Source organism: Azohydromonas caseinilytica, from assembly GCF_012927045.1.
In the GTDB taxonomy this organism is placed as follows: domain Bacteria; phylum Pseudomonadota; class Gammaproteobacteria; order Burkholderiales; family Burkholderiaceae_C; genus Azohydromonas; species Azohydromonas caseinilytica.
Window position 1 is genome coordinate 282210 of sequence record NZ_JABBFW010000006.1, and the last position, 25447, is coordinate 307656.

Consider the following 25447-nt stretch of genomic DNA (forward strand, 5'->3'; position numbering starts at 1 on the left):
ACCGGTTCCCTCCTCTGGCCCTACAGTCGCGCCCATGTCCACGCCGCCCACCTCCACCACCCGCCCTCGCCTCACCATCGACGACGTCGCCCGCGAGGCCGGCGTGTCCAAGGCGACGGTGTCGCGGGTGCTCAACGGGCGCGGCGCGCTGATGAGCCCGGAACTGGCGGCGCGGGTGCGGGAGGCCATCGACCGCCTGGGCTACGCGCCCAGCCCCATGGCGCAGGCGCTCAAGCGCGGCCGTTCGCGCCTCATCGGGCTGGTGGTGGCCGACGTGGCCAACCCCTTCTCGGTGGCGGTGCTGCAGGGCGCGGAGAAGGCCTGTCGCGAGGCCGGCTACATGCTCATGCTCTTCAACCTCGGCGGCGACGAGGCGCGTGAGCGCGAGGCCATCGCGGCGCTGGCCTCCTACCAGGTCGAAGGTTTTATCTTGCACACCCTGGGGCGCGACCGGCAGGTGCTGCATGACGCGCTGGAGCGGGGCAAACCCATCGTGCTGGTGGACCGCGCGCTGGACGCGCCGCTGGACCTGGTCGGCCTGGACAACGCCCAGGCCGTGCCGCTGGCCCTCGACCACCTGCTGCAACAGGGCTGGAACGACCTGCTCTTCGTCACCGAGCCGATGCAGGGCGCCAGCTCGCGCGAGGAGCGCCATGCCGCCTTCAATGCCTTCGTGCAGACGCATGCGGGCCAGTGCCGCGGGCGCACGGCGGAATGCGCCGTCCACGACGACGCGGCGCTGGACCAGGCGCTGCGCGCGCTGCGGGCCGAGGCCGGCACGCGCCGCCCGGCCGTGCTGGCCGTCAATGCCCCGGTGGGCCTGCGCGTGGCCGCCGCGGCACGGCGCCTGGGGCTCACGCTGGGCCTGGAGCTGGGGCTGGTGAGCTTCGACGAGACCGACTGGGCGCCGCTGGTCGGCCCCGGCATCACCACCCTGGCGCAACCGACCGACGAGATCGGCCGCCAGGCCGCGCGCTGCCTGGTCGAGCGCCTGGAAGGCCAGCCCGGCGAGCCGCGCCGCTTCCGCCTGCCGGCGCGGCTGGTGGTGCGCGGGTCCTCGCAGCCGGGCTGACACGCCGCTTCATCGCCCTTCCGGGTTTGTCCGCATACCTTTCAGAAACCGGTTTCTTAAACTTCTGAGAAACCGGTTTCAAGGTTGCCCACGCATGTCGATCCCACTCGTTCTTATTTCCCTGTCCGCCTTCGGCGCGGACGAAGTGCGCCGCGACGGCCAGCGCCGCTATGCCGAGCTGGCGCTGGAGGCCGGGGCCGACGGCTTCGAGGTGCGCGGCGAGCTGCTGTCGAACCCGGCGGCCGAGCTGCCGGCGCTGGCCTCGCTGGCCCAGACGCGCGGCGCGGCGCGGGTCTATTCCAGCCCTGAAGGGCTGTGGCATATGGACGGCACGCTGGCGCTGGAGGCGCTGGAGCGCGCGCTGCAGCACACCGCGCTGCTGGGCGCGCCGAGGCTGAAGATGTCCATCGGCGGCTACGCCGGCCCCGAGGGCCTGACGCTGCTGACGCGGCGGCTGGCGGAAACGCGGGTGGAGTTGTTGATCGAGAACGACCAGACCGAGAGCGCCGGCACGCTGCCCGCACTGCGGCGCTTCTTCGCCGATGCGCAGGCCGCTGGGCTGCGCCTGCCCATGACCTTCGACATGGGCAACTGGCACTGGCAGGGCGAGGACCCGCTGCAGGCCGCCCAGGCTTTCAGCACCGGCGTGGGCTACGTGCATTGCAAGGGCGTGCAGCGCCTGCCGGCCAAGTGGGTGGCGGTGCCGCTCATGGAGTCCGCCGCGCCCTGGCGCGCCGTGCTGCGCACGCTGCCTGCTGCGGTGCCACGCGCCATCGAATACCCGCTGCAGGGCGACGACCTGGTGGCCGTCACGCGCGCCGAGGTCGCCCTGCTGCGCCGACTGGAGACCCAGCGATGAAGGACCAACTCGACGTCGTCACCCTGGGCGAGGCCATGCTGATGCTGGTGGCCGACGAGCCCGGCCCGCTGGAGCAGGTGCAGCATTTTCACAAGCGCACCGCCGGGGCCGAGACCAATGTCGCCATCGGCCTCGCCCGCCTGGGCCTGCGCGTGGGTTGGCAAAGCCGGCTGGGCGCGGACTCCATGGGCCGCTACCTGCTGGACCAGATGCGGCGCGAGGGCATCGACTGCTCGCACGTGGAAGTGGCCGCCGGCGAGCGCAGCGGCTTCCAGTTCAAGGGCCGCGTGGACGACGGCAGCGACCCGCCGGTGGAGTACCACCGCGCCGGCTCCGCCGCCAGCCGCCTGGGCCTGCGGCACCTGGACGAGGCCTGGCTGCGCGGCGCGCGCCAGTTGCACGTCACCGGCGTGTTCCCGGCCCTGTCGCCCAGCACGCTGGAGGCCACGCGACGCGCCATCCAGGTGATGCGCGAGGCCGGCCGGCGCCTGTCCTTCGACCCCAACCTGCGCCCCACCCTCTGGGCCTCGCAGGCGCTGATGCGCGACACGCTCAACGCGCTGGCCGTGCAGTGCGAGCTGGTGCTGCCCGGCATCGAGGAAGGTTTTACCTTGACCGGCACCCGCGACCCGCAGGGCATCGCCCGCTTCTATCGCTCACAGGGCGTGCGCACCGTGGTCGTGAAGCTGGGGCCGGAAGGCGCGTACTACGACGACGAGCGCGAAGGCTGCGGCCAGGCCCCGGCCTTCCCGGTCTCGAAAGTGGTGGACACCGTGGGCGCCGGCGACGGCTTTGCCGTGGGCGTGATCAGTGCCCTGCTCGAAGGCCGCTCCGTGGCCGAGGCCGCGCGCCGCGGCGCCTGGATCGGCGCGCGCGCCGTGCAGGTCACGGGCGACACCGAAGGACTGCCCACCCGGGCCCAACTGCAGGAGGCCGGACTGTGAGCCGCAAGAACGTACTGGTGTTTCGCGCCCTGCCGCCGGACCTGCTGGAGCGCATCGCCGCGCGCCACGAGGTGACCGTGGCCGACCCGCGCCGCGAGGAGGAGCTGCCGCGCTTCCTGGAAGCGCTGCCGCGGGCGCAGGGGCTGATCGGCTCCAGCTTCCCGCTCACGGCCGAGCTGCTGGAGCGCGCGCCGGCGCTGGAGGTGATCTCCAGCATCTCGGTGGGCGTGGACAACTACGACGTCGAGGACCTGAGACGCCGCGGCATCGGGCTGTGCCACACGCCCGGCGTGCTGACCGAGACCACGGCCGACACCCTCTTTGCGCTGATCCTGTGCGCCAGCCGCCGGCTGGTGGAGCTGTCCACGCTGGTGCGCGAGGGGCGCTGGACCCGCAACATCGGCGAGGAGCTCTTCGGCTGGGACGTGCACGGCAAGACGCTGGGCATCCTGGGGTTCGGGCGCATCGGCCAGGCGCTGGCGCGGCGCGCGGCGCTGGGCTTCGAGATGCCGATCGTCTACCACGACCCCTTCGAGGTGCAGGTGCCGGCGCTGGCCGGGCTGGTGACGCGGCTGCCCATGGACGAGGTGCTGCGCCAGGCCGACATCGTGGCGCTGACGCTGCCGCTCACCGAGACCACGCGCGGCCTGATGGGCGCGCGCGAGTTCGGCCTGATGAAGCCCGGCGCCATCTTCGTCAACGGCGCGCGCGGCGCGCTGGTGCAGGAGGACGCGCTGCTGGCGGCGCTGGACCAGGGCACGCTGCGCGCCGCAGCGCTGGACGTGTTCGGCAAGGAGCCGCTGCCGCTGGAGTCGCCGCTGCGCACGCACCCGCGCGTGACGCCGCTGCCGCACATCGGCTCGGCCACGCACGAGACGCGCCGCGCCATGGCCGAGCGCGCCACCGAGAACCTGCTGGCCGCGCTGGCCGGCGAGGACCCGCCCAGCGCCTACCTGTGGCGCCGCTGAGAGGAGCTGCCATGCCCCGTTCCATTCCGACGCTGTGCGGCTCGATCATGGGCTCGCCCTTCAGCTTCAACGTCAAGGTGCACAACGCTGCCTATGCCGCGCTGGGCCTGGACTACACCTTCGTCTGCTTCGGCGTGGAAGACGTGCCCGGCGCGGTCCAGGCCATCCGCACGCTGGGCATCCGCGGCATGAACGTGTCGATGCCGCACAAGCAGGCCGTCATTCCGCACCTGGATGCGCTGGACGAGACGGCGCGCGCCATCGGCGCCGTCAACACCATCAACCATGTGGACGGCAAGCTCACCGGCTACAACACCGACTGCATCGGCGCGGTGCGGGCGCTGCAGGAGATCACCCCGCTGCCTGGCCAGCGCGTCGCGCTGCTGGGCGCCGGCGGCGCGGCGCGCGCCATCGCCTACGGGCTGCGCGAGGCCGGGGCACGCGTGACGGTGTTCAACCGCACGGCGGCGCGCGGCGAGGCGCTGGCCCGGGATTTCGGACTGGACTGCGGCGGCACGCTGGAGGCTTTCGACGCCGAACGCTTCGACGGCGTGGTCAACGCCACCGCGGCGGGCTTCCGCGCGCCGGACGTGAACCCCATCGCCGGCAAGCTCGCACCGCACCTGTTCGTGATGGACGCGGCCTTCATTCCCGTGCGCAGCCGCCTCATCCGCGACGCCGACGCGCTGGGCTGCCGCACCTCGGACGGCACGCGCATGCTGCTGCACCAGTTCCGCGGCCAGGTCGAGCTCTACACCGGCGGCCGCGAGGCGCCGCTGGAGGCCATGAGCGCCGCGCTGCTGGCCGAGATCGAGCGCGTGGGCTGAGCCCGCCCTCACCCTGGCCCGCCGCTTGTCCAGGCATCCCGCTTTCTTTTTCCCTTGTGCCGGCCGCGATGCGCCGGCCCGCACCCCAGGAGACAACCATGAGCATCAACCACTTCAAGCGCTCGCTGATCGGCACGGTCGCTGCGGCCGTCCTCGCCTGCACCGGCACGGCCGCGCTGGCGGCGGACATCAAGGACCGCAACATCAAGTTGCCCATCGTCAACCAGCTGGACCACCCGCAAGGGCTGGGCGCCAAGAAGTTCGCCGACCTGGTGAGCGCGAAAAGCGGCGGGAAGATGAAAGTCAAGGTGTTCCCGGGCGGGACGCTGGGCGGGGAGCAGCAGGTGGCCTCGGCGATGCAGGGCGGCACGGTGGAGGCCTCGATGATGTCGCCGGCGCAGCTGGTGGGCATGATCAAGGAGTTCGTGCTGCTGGACTTCCCCTTCGCCTTCGCCAACGAGCGCGAGGCCGACTTCGTGCTCGACGGCCCGGTGGGCAGGAAGTTGATGGACAAGATGCCCGAGAAGGGCCTGGTGGGCCTGGCCTACATGGAGCAGGGCTACCGCAGCATCACCAACAGCAAGCGGCCGATCCAGAAGGTGGAGGACATCCAGGGGCTGAAGATCCGCACCATCCTCAACCCGCTCTACATCGACATGCTCAACGCGCTGGGCGCCAACGCCGTGCCCATGCCCTTCCCCGAGCTGTACACGGCCATGGAGTCCAAGGCCGTGGACGGCCAGGAGAACCCCTACTCCACCGCCGAGGCCTCCAAGTTCTACGAGGTGCAGAAGTACATGAGCAACACGCGGCACATCTACAACCCGCAGATGCTGCTGGTGAGCAAGAAGTTCTGGGACGGCCTCTCCGCCGACGAGAAGAAGGTGATCCAGGACGCGGCTGTCGAGACGCGCGACTACCAGCGCAAGGTGGCGCGCGAGATGAGCGAGAAGTCGCGCCAAGCGCTGATCAAGAACGGCATGCAGATCAACGACCTGGCCCCGGCCGAACTCCAGCGCATGCGCGACAAGGTGCAGCCGGTGGTGGCCAAGTACGCCGCGCAGGTGGGCGAGCCGCTGGTCAAGGAGTTCCAGGCCGAGCTGGAGAAGGCGCGCGCGGCGAGCAAGTGATTCCTGCTCGCTCCTGCCAGTGACGTATTCCGTTCGCCCTGAGGTATCGAAGGGTGAACGGCCCTCGCTGTGAGGCAGGCCGCGAGAGCCTCACGGATTCGCACCTCGATACCTCAGTGCGAACGTCTTGGCGAGCCAGCTGTCTTGTGGGCGCCGTACCAGCCTGACGGATTCGTCCTTCGATACCTCAGGACGAACGGGCCATTTCACAAGAAGAAAGAACTGGAACAAGAACACCGGGCGGCACGGCCGCCGCCTGGACTGTTGACCACAGATTTACAGCCAACCCACTTTAGAGCCCTTGTGGAGGGTTCTTTTGCCTCTAAGTTGACAATTAGCGCCGCCGCGGCAGGTGCAACTGGATCGGCTGGGCCACGCCCGCCGGCTTCTTGCCCGGCCCCGGGCCGCAACTGCCGCCGCAGCCGCCACAGCCCCCTTCGGCCGCGGGCACGCGGCGCGCCAGCCCCGGAAAGTGGTGCTGCGCCCGCCGCAGCAGCGCGCGGCGCCAGGGCGCGGGCATCAGGGTCCAGGCGGCATAAAGGCTGGCCCACAGCACCAGCACGGCCACGATCAGCGTCTGCATCAGCCCGCTCCCAGGAACACCGCCACGCGGTAGGTCACGAACGCGGCCAGGTAGGCCAGCACGAACAGGTAGGCCGCCATGGCGATCGGATAGCGCCAGGCGTTGGTCTCGCGCTTGACCGCGGCCAGCGTCGAGATGCACTGCGGCGCGAACACGAACCACGCCAGCAGCGAGAAGCAGGTGGCCAGCGGCCACTGGTGCGCGATCAGCGGCGCCAGCGCCTGGTCCACGCCCTCGCCCGAGAGCGCATAGACGGTGCCCAGCGCGCTCACCACCACCTCGCGCGCGGCCAGGCCCGGCACCAGCGCGATCGAGATCTGCCAGTTGAAGCCCAGCGGCGCGAACAGCACTTCCAGCACCCGGCCCAGGCGGCCGGCGAAGCTGTACTCGATGGCCGTGCCGCTCCAGCCGGCCGGCGGCGCCGGGAAGCTGGAGAGGAACCACAGCAGCACCGTCAGCGCGAAGATGATCGTGCCCACCCGGCGCAGGAAGATGCGGGCACGCTCCCACAGCCCCAGGCCCAGGTTGCGCAGGCCCGGAACGCGGTAGGGCGGCAGCTCCAGCATCAGCGGCTGGTAGCGGCTGCGGTGCCACACGCGCTTGAACACCCAGGCCACCGCCATGGCCGACACCACGCCGGCCACGTACAGCGCGAACAGCGTCAGGCCCTTGAGGTTGAAGGGGCCCACCGAGCGCTCCGGGATGAAGGCGCCGATGAGCAGCGCGTACACCGGCAGCCGCGCCGAGCAGGTCATCAGCGGCGCGACCATGATGGTGGCGAGGCGGTCGCGCCAGTGGGTGATGGTGCGCGTGGCCATCACGCCCGGCACGGCGCAGGCGAAGCTCGACAGCAGCGGAATGAAGGCGCGCCCGGACAGGCCGACGCGGCCCATCACGTTGTCCAGCAGGAAGGCCGCGCGCGGCAGGTAGCCCGAGTCCTCCAGCACCAGGATGAAGAAGAACAGGATCAGGATCTGCGGCAGGAACACCAGCACGCCGCCGGCGCCGGCGATGGCGCCGTCCACCAGCAGGCTGCGCAGCGGCCCCTCGGCCATGTGCGCGGTGGTCCACTCCCCCAGCGCCGCGAAGCCGGCCTCGATCGCGTCCATGGGCACGCTGGCCCAGGAGAACACGGCCTGGAACACCACGAACAGCAGCGCCGCCAGGATCGCCAGGCCCCACACCGGGTGCATCACCCAGGCATCGAGCCGGTACTGGAAGCGTTTCACGCGCAGCGCGCTGGGGGCCGCGGCTTCCAGGATGCGGCGCACCTCCTGCTGCAGCGCGGCGCTGTCGGGCAGCGACAGGGTGTGCGGTGCGTTGAGCCGCGGGTCGGGCGGGTCCGAGCGCAGGTGCTTCACCAGCTGCTCGGCCAGCGCCTGGTGGCCGTTGCCCTTGACCGCGACGGTTTCCACCACCGGACAGCCCAGCTCGGCCGCCAGGCGCCGCGTGTCGATGTGGATGCCGCGGGCGCGGGCCACGTCGGCCATGTTGAGCGCCAGCATCATCGGCCGGCCCAGGCTCCTGAGCTCCAGCACCAGGCGCAGGTTCATGCGCAGGTTGGTGGCGTCGGCCACGGCCACGATGTAGTCGGGCACCGCCTCGCCCACGCGCTGCCCTTGCAGCACCTGCAGCGTCACCTCCTCGTCGGGCGTGGCCGGGCACAGGCTGTAGGCGCCGGGCAGGTCGATCACCTGCACGCTGTGGCCGCCGGGCAGCTTCGCGGTGCCGAGCTTGCGCTCCACGGTGACGCCGGCGTAGTTGGCGACCTTCTGGCGCGCGCCGGTGAGCAGGTTGAACAGCGCGGTCTTGCCGCAGTTGGGATTGCCCACCAGCGCCACGCTGGGCAGCGCGACGGGGGACGGCAGGTCGGCGGCGGACATCGGCGCGCTCCGGGTCAGTCGGGGACGACTTCGATGCCGCGCGCCTCGGCCAGCCGCAGCGCGAACATGGTCTGCCCCACCGTCACCGCGATGGGCTCGCGCCCGCCCGGGCCGCGGCGCAGCACCTGCACCGGCTCGCCCGGCAGGAAGCCCAGCTCACCCAGCCGGCGCAATGCTGCGGCGTCCAGGGGCGGGGCTTCGGGCAGCACGCGCTGCACGGTGGCGCTGACACCATTGGGCAGATCGGAGAGCAGCATGGTCACGCGGCGCAGTTACGCAAATGAGAGCTGTTCTCATTATCACCCGACCTGCGTGCTTGCGGCTTGCGCCAGGGCAATGAACCGCCGCGGACAGCGCCGCGGCGCAGGGCTGTCCGCCCTCGGTGAACGTCTTGAGGCAGGCGCTTTGGCTTGCGCGGCGGCGCGCAAGCATCGGCGCGCGGCTCAGCCCACGACCCGCATCGACAAATCGATGGCGCGCACGTCCTTGGTGAGCTTGCCGCTGGAGATGCGGTCCACGCCGGTGGCGGCGATGCGGCGGATGGAGTCCAGGTCCACGCCGCCGGAGACCTCCAGCACCGCGCGCCCGGCGTTGAGCACGCAGGCACGCTCCATGTCCTCGAAGCTGAAGTCGTCCAGCAGCACGTTGCGCGCGCCGGCATCCAGCGCCTGCTGCAGCTCGTCCAGGCTCTCGACCTCGATCTGCACGTCCACGCCGGCGTTCAGGGCGAAGGCCGCCTCCAGCGCCGGCCGGATGCCGCCGGCCGCGGCGATGTGGTTCTCCTTGATCAGGATGCCGTCCCACAGCGCCATGCGGTGGTTCGTGCCGCCGCCCACGCGCACGGCGTACTTCTGCGCCTGGCGCAGCCCGGGCAGCGTCTTGCGCGTGTCCAGCACCTTGCAGCCGCGCGGGTTGGGCGAGACGCCCTGGATCGCGTCCACGTACTGGCGCGTGACGGTGGCCACGGCGCAGAGCGTCTGCAGGAAGTTCAGCGCCGGGCGCTCGGCCGAGAGCTGCGCGCGCGCATCGGCCTCGATGCGCACCAGCACCGTGCCGGCCTCGACGCGGTCGCCCTCCTGCACCGCCCAGGCCAGGCGCGCGTCGGGGTCCAGGGCGTGGAAGCAGGCATCGAACCAGGGCCGCCCGGCAATCACCGCCGGCTCCTTGGCCACCACCTGCGCCTGCACGCAGCGCCCCTCGGGCACGAGCTGCGCGGTCCAGTCGCACCGGCCGATGTCTTCCATCAGCGCGTCGCGCACGTTGCGCGCCAGCGCCGCCTCCAGGGTTTCGTTGCTGTCGAACATGATCTTTTCAAGGGCTCGGGGAGAAACCCGCCAGTGTCGCAGCTTCGAACACCCTTCCCGGCGTGTGCGGCTCACGCCGGCATGCCACCGGCCAGCCGCTGGCGCAGGTGATCGACGAAGCACTGCACCGCGCGCGGCACCTGCGCCGCGGCGAAGGGCCGCAACGCATAGATGCGCTCGCCGAAGAAACCCACCGGCTTCCAGTCGGGCAGCAGCGCGATGAGCTCGCCCGCGCGCAGCGCCGCGGCGCAACTGAAATCCGGCAGCAGCCCGATGCCCAGGCCACCGAGCACCGCCTCGCGCAGCAGCTCGCTGTTGTTGGCCTTGAAGGGGCCGGCCACGGGCACGCTGACGCGCTCGCCACGCTCGCCGCGCTTGCGCGGCAGGGTGCGCTCGAAGTCCCAGCGCTGCGCGCTGCCGCCGCGCAGGTAGGCCAGGCAGCGGTGCCCGGCCAGCTCCGACGGGTGCGCGGGCGTGCCATGCCGCTCCAGGTACGCCGCCGTGGCCACCAGCCAGGAGCGCGTCTCGCACAGCACCCAGGCCACGTGCGTCTCCGGCGGCGTCTCGGTGTGGCGGATGGCCAGGTCGAAACCCTCCTGCGCCAGGTTCACCAGCCGGTCGTTGAGCTCTAGCTCCAGGCGGATGTCCGGGTACTGCGCCAGAAAGCCGGTGAGCAGCGGCGCGATCACCTGCCGCCCCAGCGCCACCGGCGCGCTCACCCGCACCAGCCCGCGCGGCTGGCCCACCGCGTCGCGCACGCCGTTGAAACCCTGCTCGATGCGCAGGAACGCGTCCGCCACGTCCTCCACCAGCTGCTGCCCGGCCTCGGTCAGCGCCACCGAGCGCGAGCTGCGCCGCACCAGCGGCACGCCCGCGGCGCGCTCCAGCTCGGTGATGCGCATGCTGGCCGAGGCCTTGGAAATGCCCAGCCGCCGCGCGGCCTGGGTGTAGCTGCGCGTGGCCGCCAGCACGGTGAGCAGGTGCAGGTCGGCCAGGACGGGGGAGATCAGTCGTTCACTCATTCATGCCTTCATGCGCTGCGGATACGGCGCCATCGTTCAAGTTGCTGAACGATGTGGTCAGCAAGCTGGGATTGTGGCAAGGGCGGGCGCTTCCTAGACTCGAAGGCTGATTCCCTTCAACGACACACACACCGAGACCACAGCCATGGGTGCCTCCGAACTGCTGAAGAACGTCACCACTGCCACCGTGGGCCACTGGATCAACGGCCGGGCCGTGAACGAGGGCGGCGCGTCGCAGGACGTGTTCAACCCCGCCACCGGCGCGGTGGCGCGCCAGGTGCTGCTGGGCGGCACCGACGAGGTGGCGGCTGCCGTGGCGGCCGCGAAGGCCGCCGCGCCGGCCTGGGCCGACACGCCCCCGCTGCGCCGCGCGCGCGTGCTCAACAAGTTCCTGGCGCTGATGAACGAGCACCGCGACACGCTGGCGGCGCTGATCACGGCCGAGCACGGCAAGGTGTTCAGCGACGCGCAGGGCGAGGTCACGCGCGGCATCGAGATCGTGGAGTTCTCCTGCGGCATCCCGCAGCTGCTCAAGGGCGACTTCAGCGACCAGGCCTCCACCGGCATCGACAACTGGACGCTGCGCCAGCCGCTGGGCGTGGTCGCCGGCATCACGCCCTTCAACTTCCCCTGCATGGTCCCGTGCTGGATGTTCCCGGTGGCGCTGGCCTGCGGCAACCCGTTCATCCTCAAGCCCAGCGAGCGCGACCCTTCCGCGTCGCTGTTCATCGCGGACCTGCTGCGCCAGGCGGGCTTGCCTGACGGCGTGTTCAACGTCGTGCAGGGCGGCAAGGCGGCGGTGGACGCGCTGCTGGAGCACCCGGACGTCAAGGCCGTGAGCTTCGTGGGCAGCACGCCCATCGCGCAGTACATCTACGAGACCGGCGCCCGCCACGGCAAGCGCGTGCAGGCGCTGGGCGGGGCCAAGAACCACCTGGTGGTGATGCCCGACGCCGACATCGAGCAGGCCGTGGACGCGCTCATCGGCGCGGCCTACGGCTCCGCGGGCGAGCGCTGCATGGCGATCTCGGTGGCGGTGCTGGTCGGCGAGGTGGCCGACCGGATCATCCCGAAGCTGGCCGAGCGCGCGAAGGCGCTGAAGGTGAAGAACGGCATGGAGCCCGACGCCGAGATGGGCCCCATCGTCACGCGCCAGGCGCTGGAGCGCATCGAGGGCTACATCGCCACCGGCGTGGAGGAAGGCGCCACGCTGGTGGTTGACGGGCGCAACTTCAGCGTGCCGGAGCACGAGGCGGGCTTCTTCACCGGCGGCACGCTGTTCGACCAGGTCACGCCGGACATGCGCATCTACAAGGAAGAGATCTTCGGCCCCGTGCTGGCCTGCGTGCGGGTCAAGGATTTCGCCGAGGCGGTGGCGCTGGTCAACGCCCACGAATTCGGCAACGGCGTGGCCTGCTTCACCAGCGACGGCCACGTGGCGCGCGAGTTCGGCCGCCGCGTGGAAGTGGGCATGGTGGGCATCAACGTGCCCATTCCCGTGCCCATGGCCTGGCAGGGCTTCGGCGGCTGGAAGAAGAGCCTGTTCGGCGACATGCACGCCTACGGCGAGGAAGGCGTGCGCTTCTACACGCGCCAGAAATCGATCATGCAGCGCTGGCCCGCCAGCATCGGCAAGGGCGCCGAGTTCGTGATGCCGACCTCCAAGTGAGGCGACGCGGGGCCGGCGGCCTGGGCGCCGCCCAGGCGGTTGCCACGGCAACCGCCCCGCGAAAACTCCCTGCTCCACCGCACCACCTGGCATGTCCACCGCCCCATTGCAAAGGGGCGCCATGCTGGAGGATGCCGCTGCGTGTCGGCTTGTGCGGCGTCAAGCATCCACCGGCTGCGGCCTGACGCTTGCTGACGGCTTCCGGATTCTTGCGGTGGCCGGCCTCTCACTCCCCCTCGGGCCACAGCCTTTGCAGCAGCTCGCCGCAGCCGAAGCTGCTGCAGCCGTACTGGCATCGGCGTTGATCGTTTCCTCCCAAGCGTTGACTTCCTCACTTCAGGGCCGCTCAGTGACATCACTGTCACCTGCTTATTGACAATCTTCAGCTCCCCCGCCGCAGCGCCTCGATGCTCCGCGCCGCCACGCCCAGGTCCCGCCAAGCCTCCGGGTGGCAGCTGAAAACCAGGATCTGGTGCCGGGTGGCCGCGTCGAACAGGATGCGCTTCATGGCCGCCAGCCGCCCCGCGTCGCTGTGCACCAGCGCGTCGTCGAGCAGGATCAGCGTCGGCCGGCCGGCTTCCTTCAGCAGGTCGGCGTAGGCCAGGCGGCTGATCAGGCCCATCTGCTCGCGCGCGCCGAAGCTCAGCTGCTCGAAGCTGCCGCCCTCGCCGTCGAGTGAGCCGTTGCCCTCGCGCCGCAGCGGCCCGGGCATCAGCGTCTCGTCCAGCTCGACCCGCGCCCGCGGAAACAGCAGCGCCAGGTAGCGGTTCAGGTGTTTTTGAAGCGGCGCCTGCAGCCGCTGCGTCAGCGCCCGGCGCTTCTCGTTCAGCAGGTTCAGCAGCAGGTCCAGCGCCTGGGCGCGGCGCTGCAGTTCGCCGCAATGGCGCTGCGAGCGCTCCAGCGCGGCGCGCTGCGTGGCCAGCGCGTCCTCCAGCCCCTGGGCGCCGGCCTCGTCCAGCCGGATCTGCAGCGCCTCGCGCTCGCGCCGGCGCTCCTGGTACTGCTGGTACGCCACCTCGGCGCTGCGCGACAGGCGCAGCACGTCCTGCTTGAGCAGCTCCGGCCGTGCCGCCTCGATGTCGGCCTGCTTGGCGCGCAGCAGGCTCTCCAGGTCCTCGCGCTGGCGCAGCAGCGCCAGGCGCTCGGCCTGGGCCCGCTCCAGCGCCTGGCGCGCTTCTTCCGACTCCAGCGCCAGGCGCAGCGCCTCGCGCTCGCGCTGCGCGTGCTCCACGGCGCCCTGGGCCTGCGCCAGCGCGGACTGCGCCTGCTGCGCCGCCGCCTGGGCCTGCTCCCATTGCCGGGCCGCGTCCTTGAGCGACTGCTCGGCCTGCGCCAGGGGCGGCAGGTTGGCGTCGGCATCGGCGGCCGGCAGCGCCGCGATCTGCGCCTCCAGCGCGGCAATGCGCCCCTGCAATTCGTCGCGCTCGGCCTGTAGCGCCGGCACGCCGCGCGGCGCGAGCTGCGCCAGCAGCGCCTGCAGCGTCTCGATGCGGCCCGCCAGCACCCGCTGCCGCTCGTGGCGCGCCTCGGCCTCGGCGAGCGTTTCGACGCCCAGGCGCCGGCGCAGCGCCTCCAGCGTGGCCATGGCGTCCGCCAGCTGCGCCGCCAGCTTCTCCAGGTCGGCGCCGCCGGGCGTGACGGTGACTTGTCCGAATCCCGGCAGCTCCAGCACCGCCGGCTGCAGCAGCAGGCGCCCGCCTTTGCCTTCCAGCGGCTCGCCGTCCAGACGCGGCGCGGCGCCGGCATGGTTGAAATGCCAGCGCAGCTGCGTGGCCGCTGCCTCGCGCCGCAGCTCCAGCTCGCGCCAGCGCTGCTCCAGCGCGCGCAGCTCCTTCAATTGCGCCGCGTCCAGCGCCTGGCGCTGCAGCTCTTCGCGCAGCCGCGCCAGCTCCGTGCCGTGGGCCTGGGCCTCGGCCAGCGCGGTATCGAGCGTGCGCACGCGCTGCGCCGCCGCGTCCTGTTCGCGCCGCAGCGAGGCGCGCCACTGCTGCGCGCGCACCCGTTCCAGCAGCGCCTGCGCGTCCAGCTGCGCCTGGCGTGCGTCCTGCGCGCGCCGGCGCGCCGGCTCCAGGCGCTGCGCCGCCAGCTCCTGCGCCTGCAGCGCCGCGCCCAGGGCCTGCTCGCGCTGGGCCAGCGCCCGCTGCTGCTGCGCGTGGGCGTCGATCTGCTGCTGCAGCAGCGCGATCTGGCGGTCCAGCGGCGCCAGCTGCTCGCGCTGGCGCTGCAGCTGCTCGGCCGCCAGCTGCAAGGCGTCCAGCTGCTGCTGCGCCTCCTGGCGCTGCCGTTGAAACGGCTCCCAGGGTCGCTCGGCCTCGTCCAGCGCGATCTCGGCCTGCACCTGCCCCAGCCGGTCCACCTGCTCGCGGTACTGCGCCAGGCGCTGCTGCGTGTCCTGCAGCGCGGCCTGCAGCTCGTCGCGCTGCCTGAGCGCGTCCAGGTAGGGGCCGCGCGGCTCGCCCTTCTTCTCGGTCAGCAGCTCGTTGCGCTGCTCGCGCACGCGCGAGAGCACGTCGTCGCCCGCGGTGCTGGCGACCTCGCCGAGGGAACCCTGCAGCGCGGTGCGCAGGTGGTCGGTGGCGTGCTGCACTTCGTCGCGGATCTGGTGGCTGCCGCCCTGCTCGATCCACAGCAGCCCCGGGATGCCCCAGTGCTCCGGCTTGCTCTCGCCGCGCTGCGCCAATTGAAAACCCAGCAGCTCGCACAGGCGCTGCTCGGCGTCGTCGTTCTCCAGCGCCAGGGCGTCCACCTGCAGCCGGCAGCGCTTGCGCTGCAGGAACTGCTTGTGCAGCCGGTAGCGGCTGCCGCCGGTCTCGAAGTCCAGCTCCACGCAGGGGCTGGCGCCGCCGTCGCCCCAGGGCTGCAGCTCCTTGACGCTGCTGGAGCGGTAGCGCTCGAAGAAGGCGGCGCGGATGGCGCGCACGATGGTGCTCTTGCCCGACTCGTTGGGCCCGGTGAAGAGGTTGAGCCCCGGCTCCAGGTTGACCAGTTCCAGCGGCTGGCGGAACTGCTTGAACTGCTCGATGCGCAGGCGCTGCAGCTTCATGCGTTCACCTCCTGCTGGCGCTCGCGCAGCAGCGCGGCCAGCACCGTCAGTGCCTCGCGCGCCACCTCGTCCTCGCCCTCCTGGCGCCGGCGCAGCTCGCCCAGCACCTCGCCCAGGTAGCCGTCGGCGCGCAGTGCCTCCACGTCCTCCTCGGTGGGCGCGAGCCGCAGCGCCTCGGCGTCCAGCTGCAGGCTGCGCAGCCGCCCCGCGGCCTCGCCCAGCAGCGCCTGCAGCCGCTGGTGCGCCGCCAGGTCAAGCCGGCCCGACAGCGTCAGCGACAGCACGTCCTGCGCGCCCAGCGCCGCCAGCGCCTCGCCCAGCCGATCCACATCGCCGGGCAGCGACAGCATTTCAGCCTGCTCGTGCCAGCGGAAACGGGCCACGGCATGGGACGTGACGATGGGCAAAGCTCCTGGCGCCGTGATCTCGACTTCGAGCACATGCCCCGGCGCGTTGCTTTTAAAACGGTCGGGCTCGGGCGTGCCGCTGTACCAGGTGCGCTCGTCGATCTGTTTCAGGCCGTGCCAGTCGCCCAGCGCCAGGTAGTCCAGCCGCGCGCGGCGGGCGCGGTCCGGGGCGATGGGGTTGGCCGAATCCACCTCCTCCGCCAACAGCCCCTGCACGCTGCCGTGCGCCAGGCCCACGCGCAGCAGGCCCGGGGGCGTCTCCAGGGTGTCGAAGGGCTCGGTGAGGTCGCTGTGGGTGTGGCGCTGCGTCAGCGGCGCGCCCAGCACGGCCAGGCCGATGTCGGGAAAGGCCTGCACGCCGGGCCGGTCGATCAGGTGCACGTTGGGCGGGATGCAGTTGAAACGCCGCGCGCGCGTCCACACGCTCTCGGCCAGCGCGGCGTCGTGGTTGCCGGGGATGAGCACCCAGGGACCGGCGAAGGCGGCCAGCGCGTTGAAGAGCCGGCGCAGCGTGCGCTCGGACACGGTCTGGGCATCGAACACGTCGCCGGCCACCAGCACGGCGTCCACGCCGCGCTCGCGCGCCAGCGCGGCGATGCGCTCCACGGTCAGGAAACGGGCTTCGGCCAGCGGGATGGCGTCATCCGGCGCAAAGCGGCCGTACTGGCGGCCGATCTGCCAGTCAGCGGTGTGCAGGAATCGGGTCATGGGAAACGGGAATGGGACTTCAGGGTTCGGATGAGCCGCCTGCCGGGCCGCCGCGCGGGCGGGTGAGTCCGATCAGGCGGCGGAATACTGGCTGGCGGCCTCCTTGAGCCGCTGCGCCACCAGCGCGGCCAGGCTGGCGGGCCTGAGCACGCGCACCTGCTCGCCATGGCGCAGCACGTCCATGACGAGCTCGGTGGCCTCGGCATAGGGCAGCTTCAGGGTCAGCGCGCCGTCGGGCTCCAGGACGGCCTCCTGCGCCGGGTGCCACTGCTCGTGCCGCACCCACTGCGCCGCCTCGGGCGTGAAGCGCAGCGTGGCCCACTGCGGCTTGCCGTTGCCGGCGCCGCCGAAGATGCCGTAGCCCGCGTCCAGCTCGGATTCCACGGTGCGCAGGCCCACGTCGCGCGCGCGCTGCTCCAGCAGCCGCACCTGGCGCACGGCGTCCAGCGCGAAGCGGCGCAGGCGCTCGCTGTGGTGGCACCAGGCGTCCAGGTACCAGGTGCTGCGGTAGTGCACCAGGCGCTGCGGCGAGACCACGCGCTCGGTGTCCTCCTGGCGGCTGCGCACGAAGTAGTTCATGTGCACGCGCTGGCGCCGCGTCAGCGCGCTGCCGATGAGCTCGAAATGCCGCGGCGTCACCGGGCGCCGCGCGGGGCTGGCGATCTTCACGCGCCGCATCAGCTCGCGCGACTCGCTCTCGCTGGTGCCCAGCATGCCGTGCAGCCGCTCCAGCAGCGGCTGCAGGTGGCGCGCCAGCACGCCGCCCTCGTCCAGGCCCTGGATGAGCTGGTGCATGGTCAGCAGCGCGTGGATCTCGCCTTCGCTGAACCACAGCCCCGGCAGCTCATGGGCGGGGCTGGCGCTGCGGGGCGCCTCCGCCGGCGCCGCGAAACGGTAGCCGTTGCTGGGGCGGTCGTAGACGATGGGTGCGTTCATGCGCGAGCGCAGGTACTCCAGGTCGCGCTTGAGCGTGGCGCGCGAGACGCCCAGCTCGGCCATCAGCTCCGCGAAGCTCACGCTCCCGCCACCGCCCCGGCTGCGGATGAGCATCTCGATCTTGTAGAAGCGTTCGGTACGGTCCACGGGCTCCCTCCCTGGGGCTCACTGGCGCGGGCGATCGTAACAACGCCCCACCGCCGCTCCCGCCGGGACGGGGGCTTGCGGATTATCCCCAAGGGATTGTCCACAGGCTCACCGGGTGAGCCAGATCAGGCGCATACTGTATGAATCCACAGGAACTGAACACAGTTATCCAGGAGCCGCGACATGACCCAGGGGAGGCTTGAATTCGACACGCCGGTGCAGGACCCGGTGGGCTTCGACATCGGCTGGGAGCACGCGCGCCACGCCCTGGCACCGCCGCCGGCCTGGCTGGGCCCCGGCAGCGCCCTGCGCCAGGGCTGGGAGGCGGGGCAGGCGCGCTTCGGCCGGCGCACGCGCGCGGCCACGCCCTCGGTGCGCGACTGGCTGCGGCTGCGCCTGCAGGCCTGGGAGCGCGGCAGCGACTTCGAGCTGCGCCAGGTCACGCCGCAGTTCCTGCGCCAGATCGAGGTCGGCCACTGCCCCGTCACCCGCGAGCCGCTGACCCAGGGCCTGGAGCGCCCCACCGACGCGAGCGTGGCCCAGCTGCTCGACACCGCGGGCTGCACTGCCGGCAACCTGGTGATGCTGAGCGCCGCCGCCAGCCAGGCCCGGGCTGCCGCGCGTGACCTGCCGCAGGTGCAGGCGCAGCAGCAGCGCCTGGCGCGCGGCGGCCTGGCCAGCCTGGACGGGCTCACCGCCGCGCAGTGGGCGCGCCTGGCCACGCTGCTGTCCTTCGTCACGCCGCTGCCGCACGAGGAGGCGGCGCGCCTGCCGCTGCACCTGCTGCCGCCGCCGCGGCTGCGCCTGGCCAACCCGGTGCAGGGGCTGCAGGCGCTGCTGACGCTGCAGCTGGCGCATCCGCAGTGGTCGCCGCGGCTGTCGCGCATCGAGGCGCTGTTCCAGGCGCTGGGGCTGCGCCAGGACTACAACCTGTTTATCCACACCCTCATTCCGCGCCTGCTGGCGGCGCAGGTGCGCGACGACCCGCTGCGCACCCGCTGGGCGCTGGAGGACGCCTGGTCGCACGAGGCGCTCAACCGCCGCTGGCAGCGCCTGGTGCTGCGGCTGGACGCCGACGCCAGCCAGACGCTGATCGGGCGCATGGTGGCGCGCGGCCTGGCGCCGCAGGGCTGGCTGGCGCAGGCCGAGGAGCCCACGGCCGAGGGCTGGACACCGGAGCGCCCGGGCTACGCCGCGCCGGCGCGGCGCCGCGCCCCCCAGCGCGCCGCCGGTGGTTGAGAAAGCACCGCGCGCCGTCCGGAAATCACGCTTCCCGACCCTGGGTCGGCATGTCCACCAGGACCCGCCCCGTAGACTTTTCCCTGCACTCTCGAGCAACAGCAGGGTTGGCATGGACCAAGGAAGCGCAAGAAAAAACACGGTTCAGCATGGCCCGGACGCCATTCGCGGCAGCGTCGAATCACGCCGCCGCATGCTGCGCCGCAGCCTGGGCATGTCGGCCCCGGTGGTGCTGACGCTCACCAGCGTGCCGGTGGCGGCCGGCCAGTGCCTGAGCGCTTCCGCCTTCATCTCCGCCGCCACCTTCGCCAGCCGCCAGCCGGTCTCGCCGACCGGCTCGGCCAGCTGCACCGGCGCCTCGCCCGACGAGTGGGGCAGCAACCCCGCGTACTGGCCCGGCGGCGTCAAGAGCGAGACCCCCTTCCAGCAGGAATTCGGCAGCAGGCCCCTGACGCCCGGCTTCGACGAGAACACCACGCTGCTGGAAGTGCTGGAGGTGTCCGACTCGGTGGAGGCCCATGTCACGGCCGCGCTGCTCAATGCCCACCGCGGCGGCATGACCGCACCGTTCGACTCGCCCACCAACGTGCTGGGCCTGTGGGCCAACATCCGCGCCAACGGCGGCTACTACCGCAGCGGCTATCTCTACGCTCAGCAGGCCGCCATGACCCCGGAAGGCACACTCGACTGGCTGGCCCTGACCTGGAAGCCGTAGATACTCCGGCTTCCGGCTTCCGGCCTCCACTTCCGCAACCACCGCGCGGCCGCCACACGGCCGCGCCGCACCCGCTGCCGGGCCGGGGCAAGGGGCCGGACGGGCCTGTCAATCTCATGGAGCTGATGCGCCGCAAGAAGGCCGGCGGCGCATCGGTCGTTTCTGCATTTACACTTTTTGTTGCGAACAATGCCAGACAAAGGGAAGGTTATGGACCAGCACAGGAGTGCGCCTGAGACGCTGCCGGGAGGCTCGGACGCCGTCCGCAGCCTGGAATCGCGGCGTCGCATGCTGCGCCGGAGCCTGGGCGTGGCCGCCCCGGTGGTGCTGACCCTCACCAGTGCGCCGGTGTCGGCGGGCATGTGCGTCACGGCGTCGAGCTTCGTCTCCGCCGCCACCTTCGCCAGCCGGCAGCCCAAGGGCATGGACTCGTCGCTGTGCAGCGGGCTGTCGCCCACCGACTGGGCCTACAACACCAGCTGGCCCATGGGCGTGGACCGCCAGACCGCCACCTTCGCCGAGAAGCTCGGCAGCGAGCCGCTTTCGGGCTTCCCCGCCGAGGCCACGCTGCTGGAGATCCTGCAGCAGCCCGCCTCGCTGGAAGCGCATGTGGCGGCGGTGTGGCTCAGCGCCTACCGCGGCGGCATGCCCCGGCCCTTCGAGGACGGCGACGCCGTCAAGGAGGTCTGGGTCAACATCCGCAACAACGGCGGCTTCTACCGGCCCATGGACCTGCAGCTCCCGCCCCTGACCGAAAGCGGCACGCTGGACTGGCTGGCCACCACCTGGAAGCAGTAATCCGGCCCTTTTCCCCCACGATGCACACGCGCTATGCCGTGCCCGCGGGCACGCTGCACTGGCGCCGCTGGGACGAGGAGATGGCGGTCTACGACACCGCCTCGGGCAATACGCACCTGCTCTCTCCCGCCGCCGCCGAGGTGCTGCTGGCGCTGCTGGACAGCCCCGAGCCCCAGGATGCCGCGGCGCTGGCCCGGCAGCTCCTGCCGGGCGAGGACGGCGCCCCGCCCCTGGACGATGACGTGCGCGCGCTGCGCGCCGTGCTGCAGGGCCTGGCCAAGCTGGACCTGGTGAACGAAGTACCCCCTTCAGCCCCATGAGAGTCGATGCGCTGGACGCGCGCGCGCTGCGCCGGCGGCTGCGCGGCCCGGGCCTGCGGCTGCGTACCGGGCCGGTGCTCAACTGCATCCGCTCGCCGCTGGAGGCGGTGGCGCGCGGCATCGAGCTGCACTACGCCGCGCACGCGGTGGAGGACAAGGCTTTCGCCGACTTCCACGTCAGCGTCGAGCGCCCCGCCGGCCCGCGGCGCTGGTGGCGGCCGCAGGTGGTGTTCAAGCTCGACGGCGAGTCGCCCTTCACGCCGCTGCCCGGCGACCAGGGCTTCCCGATCTTGGAATGGGGCCTGAACTGGTGCATCACCGGGCTGTACCACCGCTTCCTCACGCTGCACGCGGCAGTGCTGGAACGCGGGGGCCGCGCGCTGGTGCTGCCCGCGCCGTCGGGCTCGGGCAAGAGCACGCTGTGCGCGGCGCTGGCCCTGAGCGGCTGGCGGCTGCTGTCGGACGAGCTCGCGCTCATCGACCCCGCCACCGGGCTGATCCACCCGCTGCCGCGCCCGGTGAGCCTCAAGAACGCCTCCATCGACGTCATCCGCCGCTTCGCGCCCGCGGCCCGCTTCGGCCCGCCGGTGCACGAGACCAGCAAGGGCACCGTGGTGCACATGGCGCCGCCGGCCGAGGGCGTGGCGCGCGCCGGCGAGCCCGCGCGCCCGGGCTGGATCGTGCTGCCGCGCTACGCGGCCGGGCAGCCGGCGCAGCTGCAGCCGCTGCCCAAGGCGCAGGCGCTGATGCAGCTCATCGAGAACGCCTTCAACTACAACGTCCACGGCTTGGCCGGTTTCGACGCGCTGTCGGAGCTGGTGGACCGCAGCGGCTGCCACCGCTTCAGCTATGCCCGGCTGGAGGAGGCCGTGGCGGTGTTCGATGCCCTGGCTGCCGAGGCGCGCGCGGCATGAACGAGGTGCCTCGCTTCGTGCCCGACGCCGGGCTGTTGCCCTGGGCGCTGGCGCAGCCCGGGGCCCTGCCGGCACTGCCGCTGCCGCGCTGGGAGCTGCTGCTGCGCCAGGCCCGCAGTGCCGGGCTGCACGGGCGCCTGGCGCAGCGGCTGCAGGCGCGGGGGCTGCTGGAAGCGGTGCCCGAGGCGCCGCGCGCGCACCTGGAAGCCGCGCTGCTGCTGGCGCGGGCCCAGCACGAGGAGATCCGCCGCGAGGCCCGGCACCTGCGTCGCGCGCTGGCGCCGCTGTCGCTGCCGCTGGTGCTGCTCAAGGGCGCGGCCTACGTGCTGGCCGAATTGCCGGCGGCGCAAGGGCGGCTGTTCTCGGACACCGACGTGCTGGTGCCGCTGGCGCGGCTGGCCGAGGTCGAGTTCCAGCTCCAGGCGCACGGCTGGCGGCTGGACCCCGACATCAGCGCCTACGACCAGCACTACTACCGCGCCTGGATGCACGAGCTGCCGCCCATGACGCACCAGCGCCGCTTCACCACGGTGGACGTGCACCACGCCCTGCTGCCGCGCACCGCGCGCCGGCATCCCGACACCGCCAAGCTGCTGGCCGCTGCGCGGCCCACCGCGCTGGCGGGCGTGCGGGTGCTGGCTCCGGCCGACATGGTGCTGCACGCCATGACGCACCTGCTACGCAACGAGGAGTTCAGCCACGGGCTGCGTGACCTCTCGGACATCGACAGCCTGCTGCGCCACTTCGGCGCCGAAGGGGATTTCTGGCCGGCGCTGCTGGCGCGCGCGCGCGAGCTGGACCTGGCCCGCGAGCTGCACTACGGCCTGCGCGCCGCCCGGCGCCTGCTGGACACGCCGGTGCCGGAGGCGACGCTGCGCGGCGCCGCGCAGGCCGCCCCGGGCCCGGCGCTGCAGCCGCTGATGGATGCGCTGTGGGCGCGTGCGCTGCGCTGCCCGCATCCCGACACCCGGCTGCCTCTCACCGGCGCCGCCCTCTTCCTGCTCTACCTGCGCGCCCACGCCCTGCGCATGCCCCCGGGAATGCTGCTGCGCCATGCCTGGACCAAGACCCGGCTGCTGTGGCGGGAGCGGCCGGCAGCAGCCGGGCGCTAGCGGTTCCGGCGCCGTCCCGGGCACGCTCCGTCCCCCGGCACATCTGCCCCACGGCCCGGGCCGGCGCCGGGGCACATCCGGTAACCGGGGCCTTCCGGCTGCCCCCGAACATCAGGGTTGTGCGCCGAATGCGGCGGGCGCCTGCGCAGCCCGGCTCGGGTGGCGGCATCCGGCCGGCGTTGCGGCAGTACGGCGCACCCGGGAGGCGGGCCATGGTGTCGTGGTGGTGGTTGCTGCTGGCGTTCTGGATCGGCGGCGCGTTGGGCCTGGCGCTGGGCGCCCTGGCCGCGGTGTCCCGCCGCGCCGGTGCCGACGAGCCGGAGGAGCCCGAGGCGCGGGAGCCCTGGAGCGACGACCGCGGCGGCGCCCCGCCCCATGCCGGCAGCGGCGCCCGGCGCGGCGGCACGGTGCCCCGAGGCTGAGCCAGCGAAGATCCGGGCCCACCGCGCCGCCCTAAGCCTCGCCTAACCTTCCGCCAGCAACATGCCGGCAAAGGCGCTCGCCGAGGATGGCGCCAGCGCTTGAACCCCTTTCAGGGCGACTCGCGGGCCGGGTGACTACTCCTCCTCCCCTTTGCCGCTATTCCCGTCCCGCGCAGCTCCGGCTGCCGCCCTCTTTCTTGCTCGCTGGTCCGGATTGGTCAGAAAAGCTGGACAAAACTCCCACCGAGTGGGGAGATTTTTCAGCTTTTCTGGACAATCCCGGGCCACCGGCCTGACGGAGGCTCAAGCCCGCGGCGTCGGCCCATCCGGGACTGCGGCTCGCGGCAGCAACAGCGTCGTCCACAGCAGCGACCACAGCAGCCAGGCCACGCGCGGCATGTCCATCACGCCGCTGATCAGGCCCACCAGCAGCGCGCCGCACAGCGAGGCCGCCAGGAACACGGCGGCCTCGGCGTCCAGGCCACGGCCGCGCACGCGGCGCCCCAGCCGCCACAGCGCCGCAGCGGCCAGCCCCAGGAACAGCGCCAGTCCCGGCACGCCGCGCTCGATCAGCAGCTCCAGGTACAGGTTGTCGATGTGCCAGGGCAGGTAGTAGCCCTGCGCCACGGGCCACCAGCGCGCCAGGCCGGCCGTGAAGTCGCCGTTGCGCAGCAGCTGCGCGCCGCCCGCGTACAGCCGCACCGCCTCGACCTGCACCGTGCCGCTGCGCGCCGACAGCATCAGCACATGGGCGCGCGGCAGGGGGCGCTCCTGCAGCAGCGGCCCGCCCAGGGGCAGCTCCATCCACACCGCTTCCTCCGACGGCCGCACCCGCAGCTGCCCCCACTGGCAGCGGTTGTCGTAGAGCAGGTGCGACTCGCACAGCTTCACCAGCAGCCAGGCCGGCCGGTCGTTGATGGCGCGCACGCGCAGCTCGATGCGGTGCGGCCCGGGATGCGAGGCCACGCGCTGCGTCAGCCCGTAGGCGCCGTCGCTGCGCCGCCCCGGACTGCGCGCCTCCAGCCGCACGCCCTCGTCCGTCAGCGCCACGCCGCCGGAGAAGGCCGGATGCTGCGGCGGGCGCACGTAGTGCGCGGGCAGGCGGCCCAACCCCAGGCCCAGCAGCGTGTCGGCGGGGGTGCGCAGCAGCGCCAGCCCGCGCTCCCAGTGGGCGATGCGCGCCTTCAGGTCCATGCCGCTGGCATTCATGCGCTCGCGCATGAAGCTGCCGCCGCCCAGCACCATCACCACCTCGGCCAGCAGCACCACGGCCAGCGTCAGGCCCGCGGCGGCACGCCAGCGGATGCGCGTGAAGCGCCACACCGCCAGCGCCATCAGCATCCACAGCCCCAGCAGCAGCGCCACGCCCGTGACGTCGAGAGCCTCCACCGCCCAGACCAGCCCCAGCACCGCCCCCGCCATGAGCACGCCCGCCTGCAGCAGGCCGCGGCGCCGGCCGGGCTCGGCGCGCCACAGGCTCAGCCAGGCCAGCGGCAGCAGCAGCGGCAGGGCCACGGCGCCGTACACGCCGCGCGAGAAGGTGGTGAGCGCCGCGTAGATGGTGCCCGCGGCCAGCAGCGCCGCGATGCCCCACGGCGCCGGCCGGCGCAGCCGCCACAGCGCCCAGGCACAGAAGGGCATGACCAGCGCCACGTAGGCGTCGATGGCCGCGCCGCCCACGTGCATCTCCCAGAACAGCGCCGTGGTGCGGTAGCTGCTGCTGAACTCCATCAGGCCGGCGTGGCTGGCGCGCTCCCACAGCACCGCGCCCACGAACAGCGCCACCCCGCCCAGCACGCCCAGCCGCAGCCGTCGCAGCGCGCCCTGCGGCTCGGCCTGCAGCGCCTCGTGCAGCGCGGGCAGCAGCAGCAGCGCCCACAGTGCCGGCTTGGCCAGGCGCCACGCATTGAGCGGCTGCAGGTAGGCATCGAACCAGCCCGGCAGGCCGCCCGCATCCCAGGCGCCGCGCAGCAGGCCCAGCAGCGTCCACGCCGCCAGCGCCCAGGCGGCCCGGCGCACGCCGGCCGGCAGCGGCGCGGCCCCGGCCGGGGCCATCCGCGCGCGCCGCGCATGCACCCCGGCAGCCGTGGCCAGCACCAGCAGGTCGAACTCGTCCAGCGCGACCCAGCCGGTCCAGGGCGCCAGGCTCGCCACCGGCAGCAGCGCCGGCAGCAGCGCCAGCCAGGCGGTCGGAAAGCGCCAGCTCAGCGCCGCCCAGGCCCCGAACAGGACGCAGGCGGCCCAGGGGCTCAACGGATGGTGGGCAGCGATGAACAGGCCCGCGCCGGCGCTGGCGAGGGACAGCGCGGCGGCAAGGGCGCGCGCCGTCGCGGGCCGGCCGGCGGCCGGCCCGTCATGGCGCCCGGCGGCCAAGGACGAAGGTGGCGTCATGCCGGAATGAGGACGCTGAGGGCCGGGGAACGCC

General features: G+C 72.5%; 23 protein-coding genes. 14 read left to right on the forward strand and 9 right to left on the reverse strand.

The genetic code is table 11. From position 1 onward, the window contains the following. Positions 1-34: 34 nt before the first annotated feature. From HHL10_RS11555 to HHL10_RS11580, 6 genes are all read left to right on the forward strand, one after another. Positions 35-1072, forward strand: coding sequence for a LacI family DNA-binding transcriptional regulator (locus HHL10_RS11555; RefSeq protein ID WP_169160495.1), 1038 nt, complete (start codon positions 35-37; stop codon positions 1070-1072). A gap of 94 nt (positions 1073-1166) precedes the next feature. Next, positions 1167-1931, forward strand: coding sequence for a sugar phosphate isomerase/epimerase family protein (locus HHL10_RS11560; RefSeq protein ID WP_169160496.1), 765 nt, complete (start codon positions 1167-1169; stop codon positions 1929-1931). Further along, positions 1928-2875: a sugar kinase gene (locus HHL10_RS11565; protein WP_169160497.1), complete on the forward strand. Its 948-nt coding sequence runs from the start codon at positions 1928-1930 to the stop codon at positions 2873-2875. Before HHL10_RS11560 ends, HHL10_RS11565 begins: the two co-directional genes overlap by 4 nt. Beyond that, the gene (locus HHL10_RS11570) at positions 2872-3843 is read left to right on the forward strand and encodes a 2-hydroxyacid dehydrogenase (protein WP_169160498.1); all 972 of its coding nucleotides are present in this window, start codon (positions 2872-2874) and stop codon (positions 3841-3843) included. Before HHL10_RS11565 ends, HHL10_RS11570 begins: the two co-directional genes overlap by 4 nt. 11 nt (positions 3844-3854) lie before the next feature. Continuing rightward, positions 3855-4670, forward strand: a complete 816-nt coding sequence (locus HHL10_RS11575) for a shikimate dehydrogenase family protein (protein ID WP_169160499.1) — start codon at positions 3855-3857, stop codon at positions 4668-4670. Positions 4671-4768: 98 nt separating this feature from the next. Continuing rightward, positions 4769-5800, forward strand: coding sequence for a TRAP transporter substrate-binding protein (locus HHL10_RS11580; RefSeq protein WP_169160500.1), 1032 nt, complete (start codon positions 4769-4771; stop codon positions 5798-5800). 334 nt (positions 5801-6134) lie between these two features. Here the strand turns inward: HHL10_RS11580 and HHL10_RS11585 are convergent, their stop codons facing one another. From HHL10_RS11585 to HHL10_RS11605, 5 genes are all read right to left on the reverse strand, one after another. After that, a complete protein-coding gene (locus HHL10_RS11585) occupies positions 6135-6383 on the reverse strand; it encodes a hypothetical protein (RefSeq protein ID WP_169160501.1) in 249 nt (82 codons plus the stop codon). Next, positions 6383-8266, reverse strand: coding sequence for a ferrous iron transporter B (feoB, locus tag HHL10_RS11590; RefSeq protein WP_169160502.1), 1884 nt, complete (start codon positions 8264-8266; stop codon positions 6383-6385). The genes HHL10_RS11585 and feoB overlap by 1 nt, the downstream gene beginning before the upstream one ends. Positions 8267-8280: 14 nt before the next feature. Beyond that, complete coding sequence (locus HHL10_RS11595) at positions 8281-8523, reverse strand: FeoA family protein (protein ID WP_169160503.1); 243 nt, start codon at positions 8521-8523, stop codon at positions 8281-8283. Positions 8524-8709: 186 nt separating this feature from the next. Next, a complete protein-coding gene (gene nadC / locus HHL10_RS11600; protein WP_169160504.1) occupies positions 8710-9570 on the reverse strand; it encodes a carboxylating nicotinate-nucleotide diphosphorylase in 861 nt (286 codons plus the stop codon). A gap of 71 nt (positions 9571-9641) precedes the next feature. Then, complete coding sequence (locus tag HHL10_RS11605; RefSeq protein WP_169160505.1) at positions 9642-10592, reverse strand: LysR family transcriptional regulator; 951 nt, start codon at positions 10590-10592, stop codon at positions 9642-9644. A gap of 145 nt (positions 10593-10737) precedes the next feature. Between HHL10_RS11605 and HHL10_RS11610 the strand changes: the two genes are divergently transcribed. Further along, positions 10738-12261 carry a CoA-acylating methylmalonate-semialdehyde dehydrogenase gene (locus HHL10_RS11610; protein ID WP_169160506.1) on the forward strand — a complete coding sequence of 508 codons (1524 nt, stop codon included), beginning with the start codon at positions 10738-10740 and terminating at the stop codon, positions 12259-12261. Between the two features lie 382 nt (positions 12262-12643). Here the strand turns inward: HHL10_RS11610 and HHL10_RS11615 are convergent, their stop codons facing one another. The 3 genes from HHL10_RS11615 to HHL10_RS11625 all read right to left on the reverse strand — a co-directional run bounded on the left by HHL10_RS11615 (position 12644) and on the right by HHL10_RS11625 (position 17502). Then, positions 12644-15304, reverse strand: coding sequence for an AAA family ATPase (locus tag HHL10_RS11615; RefSeq protein WP_169160507.1), 2661 nt, complete (start codon positions 15302-15304; stop codon positions 12644-12646). Beyond that, the gene (locus HHL10_RS11620; protein WP_169160508.1) at positions 15301-16419 is read right to left on the reverse strand and encodes a metallophosphoesterase family protein; all 1119 of its coding nucleotides are present in this window, start codon (positions 16417-16419) and stop codon (positions 15301-15303) included. The genes HHL10_RS11615 and HHL10_RS11620 overlap by 4 nt, the downstream gene beginning before the upstream one ends. A 72-nt stretch (positions 16420-16491) precedes the next feature. Further along, positions 16492-17502: a helix-turn-helix transcriptional regulator gene (locus HHL10_RS11625; RefSeq protein ID WP_169160509.1), complete on the reverse strand. Its 1011-nt coding sequence runs from the start codon at positions 17500-17502 to the stop codon at positions 16492-16494. Between the two features lie 183 nt (positions 17503-17685). Between HHL10_RS11625 and HHL10_RS11630 the strand changes: the two genes are divergently transcribed. The 7 genes from HHL10_RS11630 to HHL10_RS11660 all read left to right on the forward strand — a co-directional run bounded on the left by HHL10_RS11630 (position 17686) and on the right by HHL10_RS11660 (position 23022). Beyond that, positions 17686-18741, forward strand: a complete 1056-nt coding sequence (locus HHL10_RS11630) for a hypothetical protein (protein WP_169160510.1) — start codon at positions 17686-17688, stop codon at positions 18739-18741. 193 nt (positions 18742-18934) lie between these two features. Then, positions 18935-19456: a hypothetical protein gene (locus tag HHL10_RS11635; RefSeq protein ID WP_169160511.1), complete on the forward strand. Its 522-nt coding sequence runs from the start codon at positions 18935-18937 to the stop codon at positions 19454-19456. A 288-nt stretch (positions 19457-19744) separates the two neighbouring features. After that, the gene (locus HHL10_RS11640; RefSeq protein ID WP_169160512.1) at positions 19745-20254 is read left to right on the forward strand and encodes a hypothetical protein; all 510 of its coding nucleotides are present in this window, start codon (positions 19745-19747) and stop codon (positions 20252-20254) included. A 20-nt stretch (positions 20255-20274) separates the two neighbouring features. Beyond that, a complete protein-coding gene (locus tag HHL10_RS11645; protein ID WP_169160513.1) occupies positions 20275-20574 on the forward strand; it encodes an HPr-rel-A system PqqD family peptide chaperone in 300 nt (99 codons plus the stop codon). Next, the gene (locus tag HHL10_RS11650; protein WP_169160514.1) at positions 20571-21488 is read left to right on the forward strand and encodes an HprK-related kinase A; all 918 of its coding nucleotides are present in this window, start codon (positions 20571-20573) and stop codon (positions 21486-21488) included. Before HHL10_RS11645 ends, HHL10_RS11650 begins: the two co-directional genes overlap by 4 nt. After that, positions 21485-22600 carry a nucleotidyltransferase domain-containing protein gene (locus HHL10_RS11655; protein WP_169160515.1) on the forward strand — a complete coding sequence of 372 codons (1116 nt, stop codon included), beginning with the start codon at positions 21485-21487 and terminating at the stop codon, positions 22598-22600. The genes HHL10_RS11650 and HHL10_RS11655 overlap by 4 nt, the downstream gene beginning before the upstream one ends. A 212-nt stretch (positions 22601-22812) precedes the next feature. Continuing rightward, the gene (locus tag HHL10_RS11660; RefSeq protein WP_169160516.1) at positions 22813-23022 is read left to right on the forward strand and encodes a hypothetical protein; all 210 of its coding nucleotides are present in this window, start codon (positions 22813-22815) and stop codon (positions 23020-23022) included. Positions 23023-23325: 303 nt separating this feature from the next. On the opposite strand, the gene HHL10_RS11665 is transcribed toward HHL10_RS11660, so the two are convergent. After that, positions 23326-25413, reverse strand: a complete 2088-nt coding sequence (locus HHL10_RS11665) for a hypothetical protein (RefSeq protein ID WP_169160517.1) — start codon at positions 25411-25413, stop codon at positions 23326-23328. Positions 25414-25447: the final 34 nt, after the last annotated feature.

Excerpts from the sequence above, each read along its gene's own strand:
- HHL10_RS11555 (WP_169160495.1), top strand. The coding sequence starts at position 35 with ATGTCCACGCCGCCCACCTCCACCACCCGCCCTCGCCTCACCATCGAC.
- HHL10_RS11560 (WP_169160496.1), top strand. The coding sequence starts at position 1,167 with ATGTCGATCCCACTCGTTCTTATTTCCCTGTCCGCCTTCGGCGCGGAC.
- HHL10_RS11565 (WP_169160497.1), top strand. The coding sequence starts at position 1,928 with ATGAAGGACCAACTCGACGTCGTCACCCTGGGCGAGGCCATGCTGATG.
- HHL10_RS11575 (WP_169160499.1), top strand. The coding sequence starts at position 3,855 with ATGCCCCGTTCCATTCCGACGCTGTGCGGCTCGATCATGGGCTCGCCC.
- HHL10_RS11580 (WP_169160500.1), top strand. The coding sequence starts at position 4,769 with ATGAGCATCAACCACTTCAAGCGCTCGCTGATCGGCACGGTCGCTGCG.
- HHL10_RS11585 (WP_169160501.1), bottom strand. The coding sequence starts at position 6,383 with ATGCAGACGCTGATCGTGGCCGTGCTGGTGCTGTGGGCCAGCCTTTAT.
- feoB (WP_169160502.1), bottom strand. The coding sequence starts at position 8,266 with ATGTCCGCCGCCGACCTGCCGTCCCCCGTCGCGCTGCCCAGCGTGGCG.
- HHL10_RS11595 (WP_169160503.1), bottom strand. The coding sequence starts at position 8,523 with ATGCTGCTCTCCGATCTGCCCAATGGTGTCAGCGCCACCGTGCAGCGC.
- nadC (WP_169160504.1), bottom strand. The coding sequence starts at position 9,570 with ATGTTCGACAGCAACGAAACCCTGGAGGCGGCGCTGGCGCGCAACGTG.
- HHL10_RS11605 (WP_169160505.1), bottom strand. The coding sequence starts at position 10,592 with ATGAGTGAACGACTGATCTCCCCCGTCCTGGCCGACCTGCACCTGCTC.
- HHL10_RS11610 (WP_169160506.1), top strand. The coding sequence starts at position 10,738 with ATGGGTGCCTCCGAACTGCTGAAGAACGTCACCACTGCCACCGTGGGC.
- HHL10_RS11615 (WP_169160507.1), bottom strand. The coding sequence starts at position 15,304 with ATGAAGCTGCAGCGCCTGCGCATCGAGCAGTTCAAGCAGTTCCGCCAG.
- HHL10_RS11620 (WP_169160508.1), bottom strand. The coding sequence starts at position 16,419 with ATGACCCGATTCCTGCACACCGCTGACTGGCAGATCGGCCGCCAGTAC.
- HHL10_RS11630 (WP_169160510.1), top strand. The coding sequence starts at position 17,686 with ATGACCCAGGGGAGGCTTGAATTCGACACGCCGGTGCAGGACCCGGTG.
- HHL10_RS11635 (WP_169160511.1), top strand. The coding sequence starts at position 18,935 with ATGCTGCGCCGCAGCCTGGGCATGTCGGCCCCGGTGGTGCTGACGCTC.
- HHL10_RS11640 (WP_169160512.1), top strand. The coding sequence starts at position 19,745 with ATGCTGCGCCGGAGCCTGGGCGTGGCCGCCCCGGTGGTGCTGACCCTC.
- HHL10_RS11645 (WP_169160513.1), top strand. The coding sequence starts at position 20,275 with ATGCACACGCGCTATGCCGTGCCCGCGGGCACGCTGCACTGGCGCCGC.
- HHL10_RS11650 (WP_169160514.1), top strand. The coding sequence starts at position 20,571 with ATGAGAGTCGATGCGCTGGACGCGCGCGCGCTGCGCCGGCGGCTGCGC.
- HHL10_RS11655 (WP_169160515.1), top strand. The coding sequence starts at position 21,485 with ATGAACGAGGTGCCTCGCTTCGTGCCCGACGCCGGGCTGTTGCCCTGG.
- HHL10_RS11660 (WP_169160516.1), top strand. The coding sequence starts at position 22,813 with ATGGTGTCGTGGTGGTGGTTGCTGCTGGCGTTCTGGATCGGCGGCGCG.
- HHL10_RS11665 (WP_169160517.1), bottom strand. The coding sequence starts at position 25,413 with ATGACGCCACCTTCGTCCTTGGCCGCCGGGCGCCATGACGGGCCGGCC.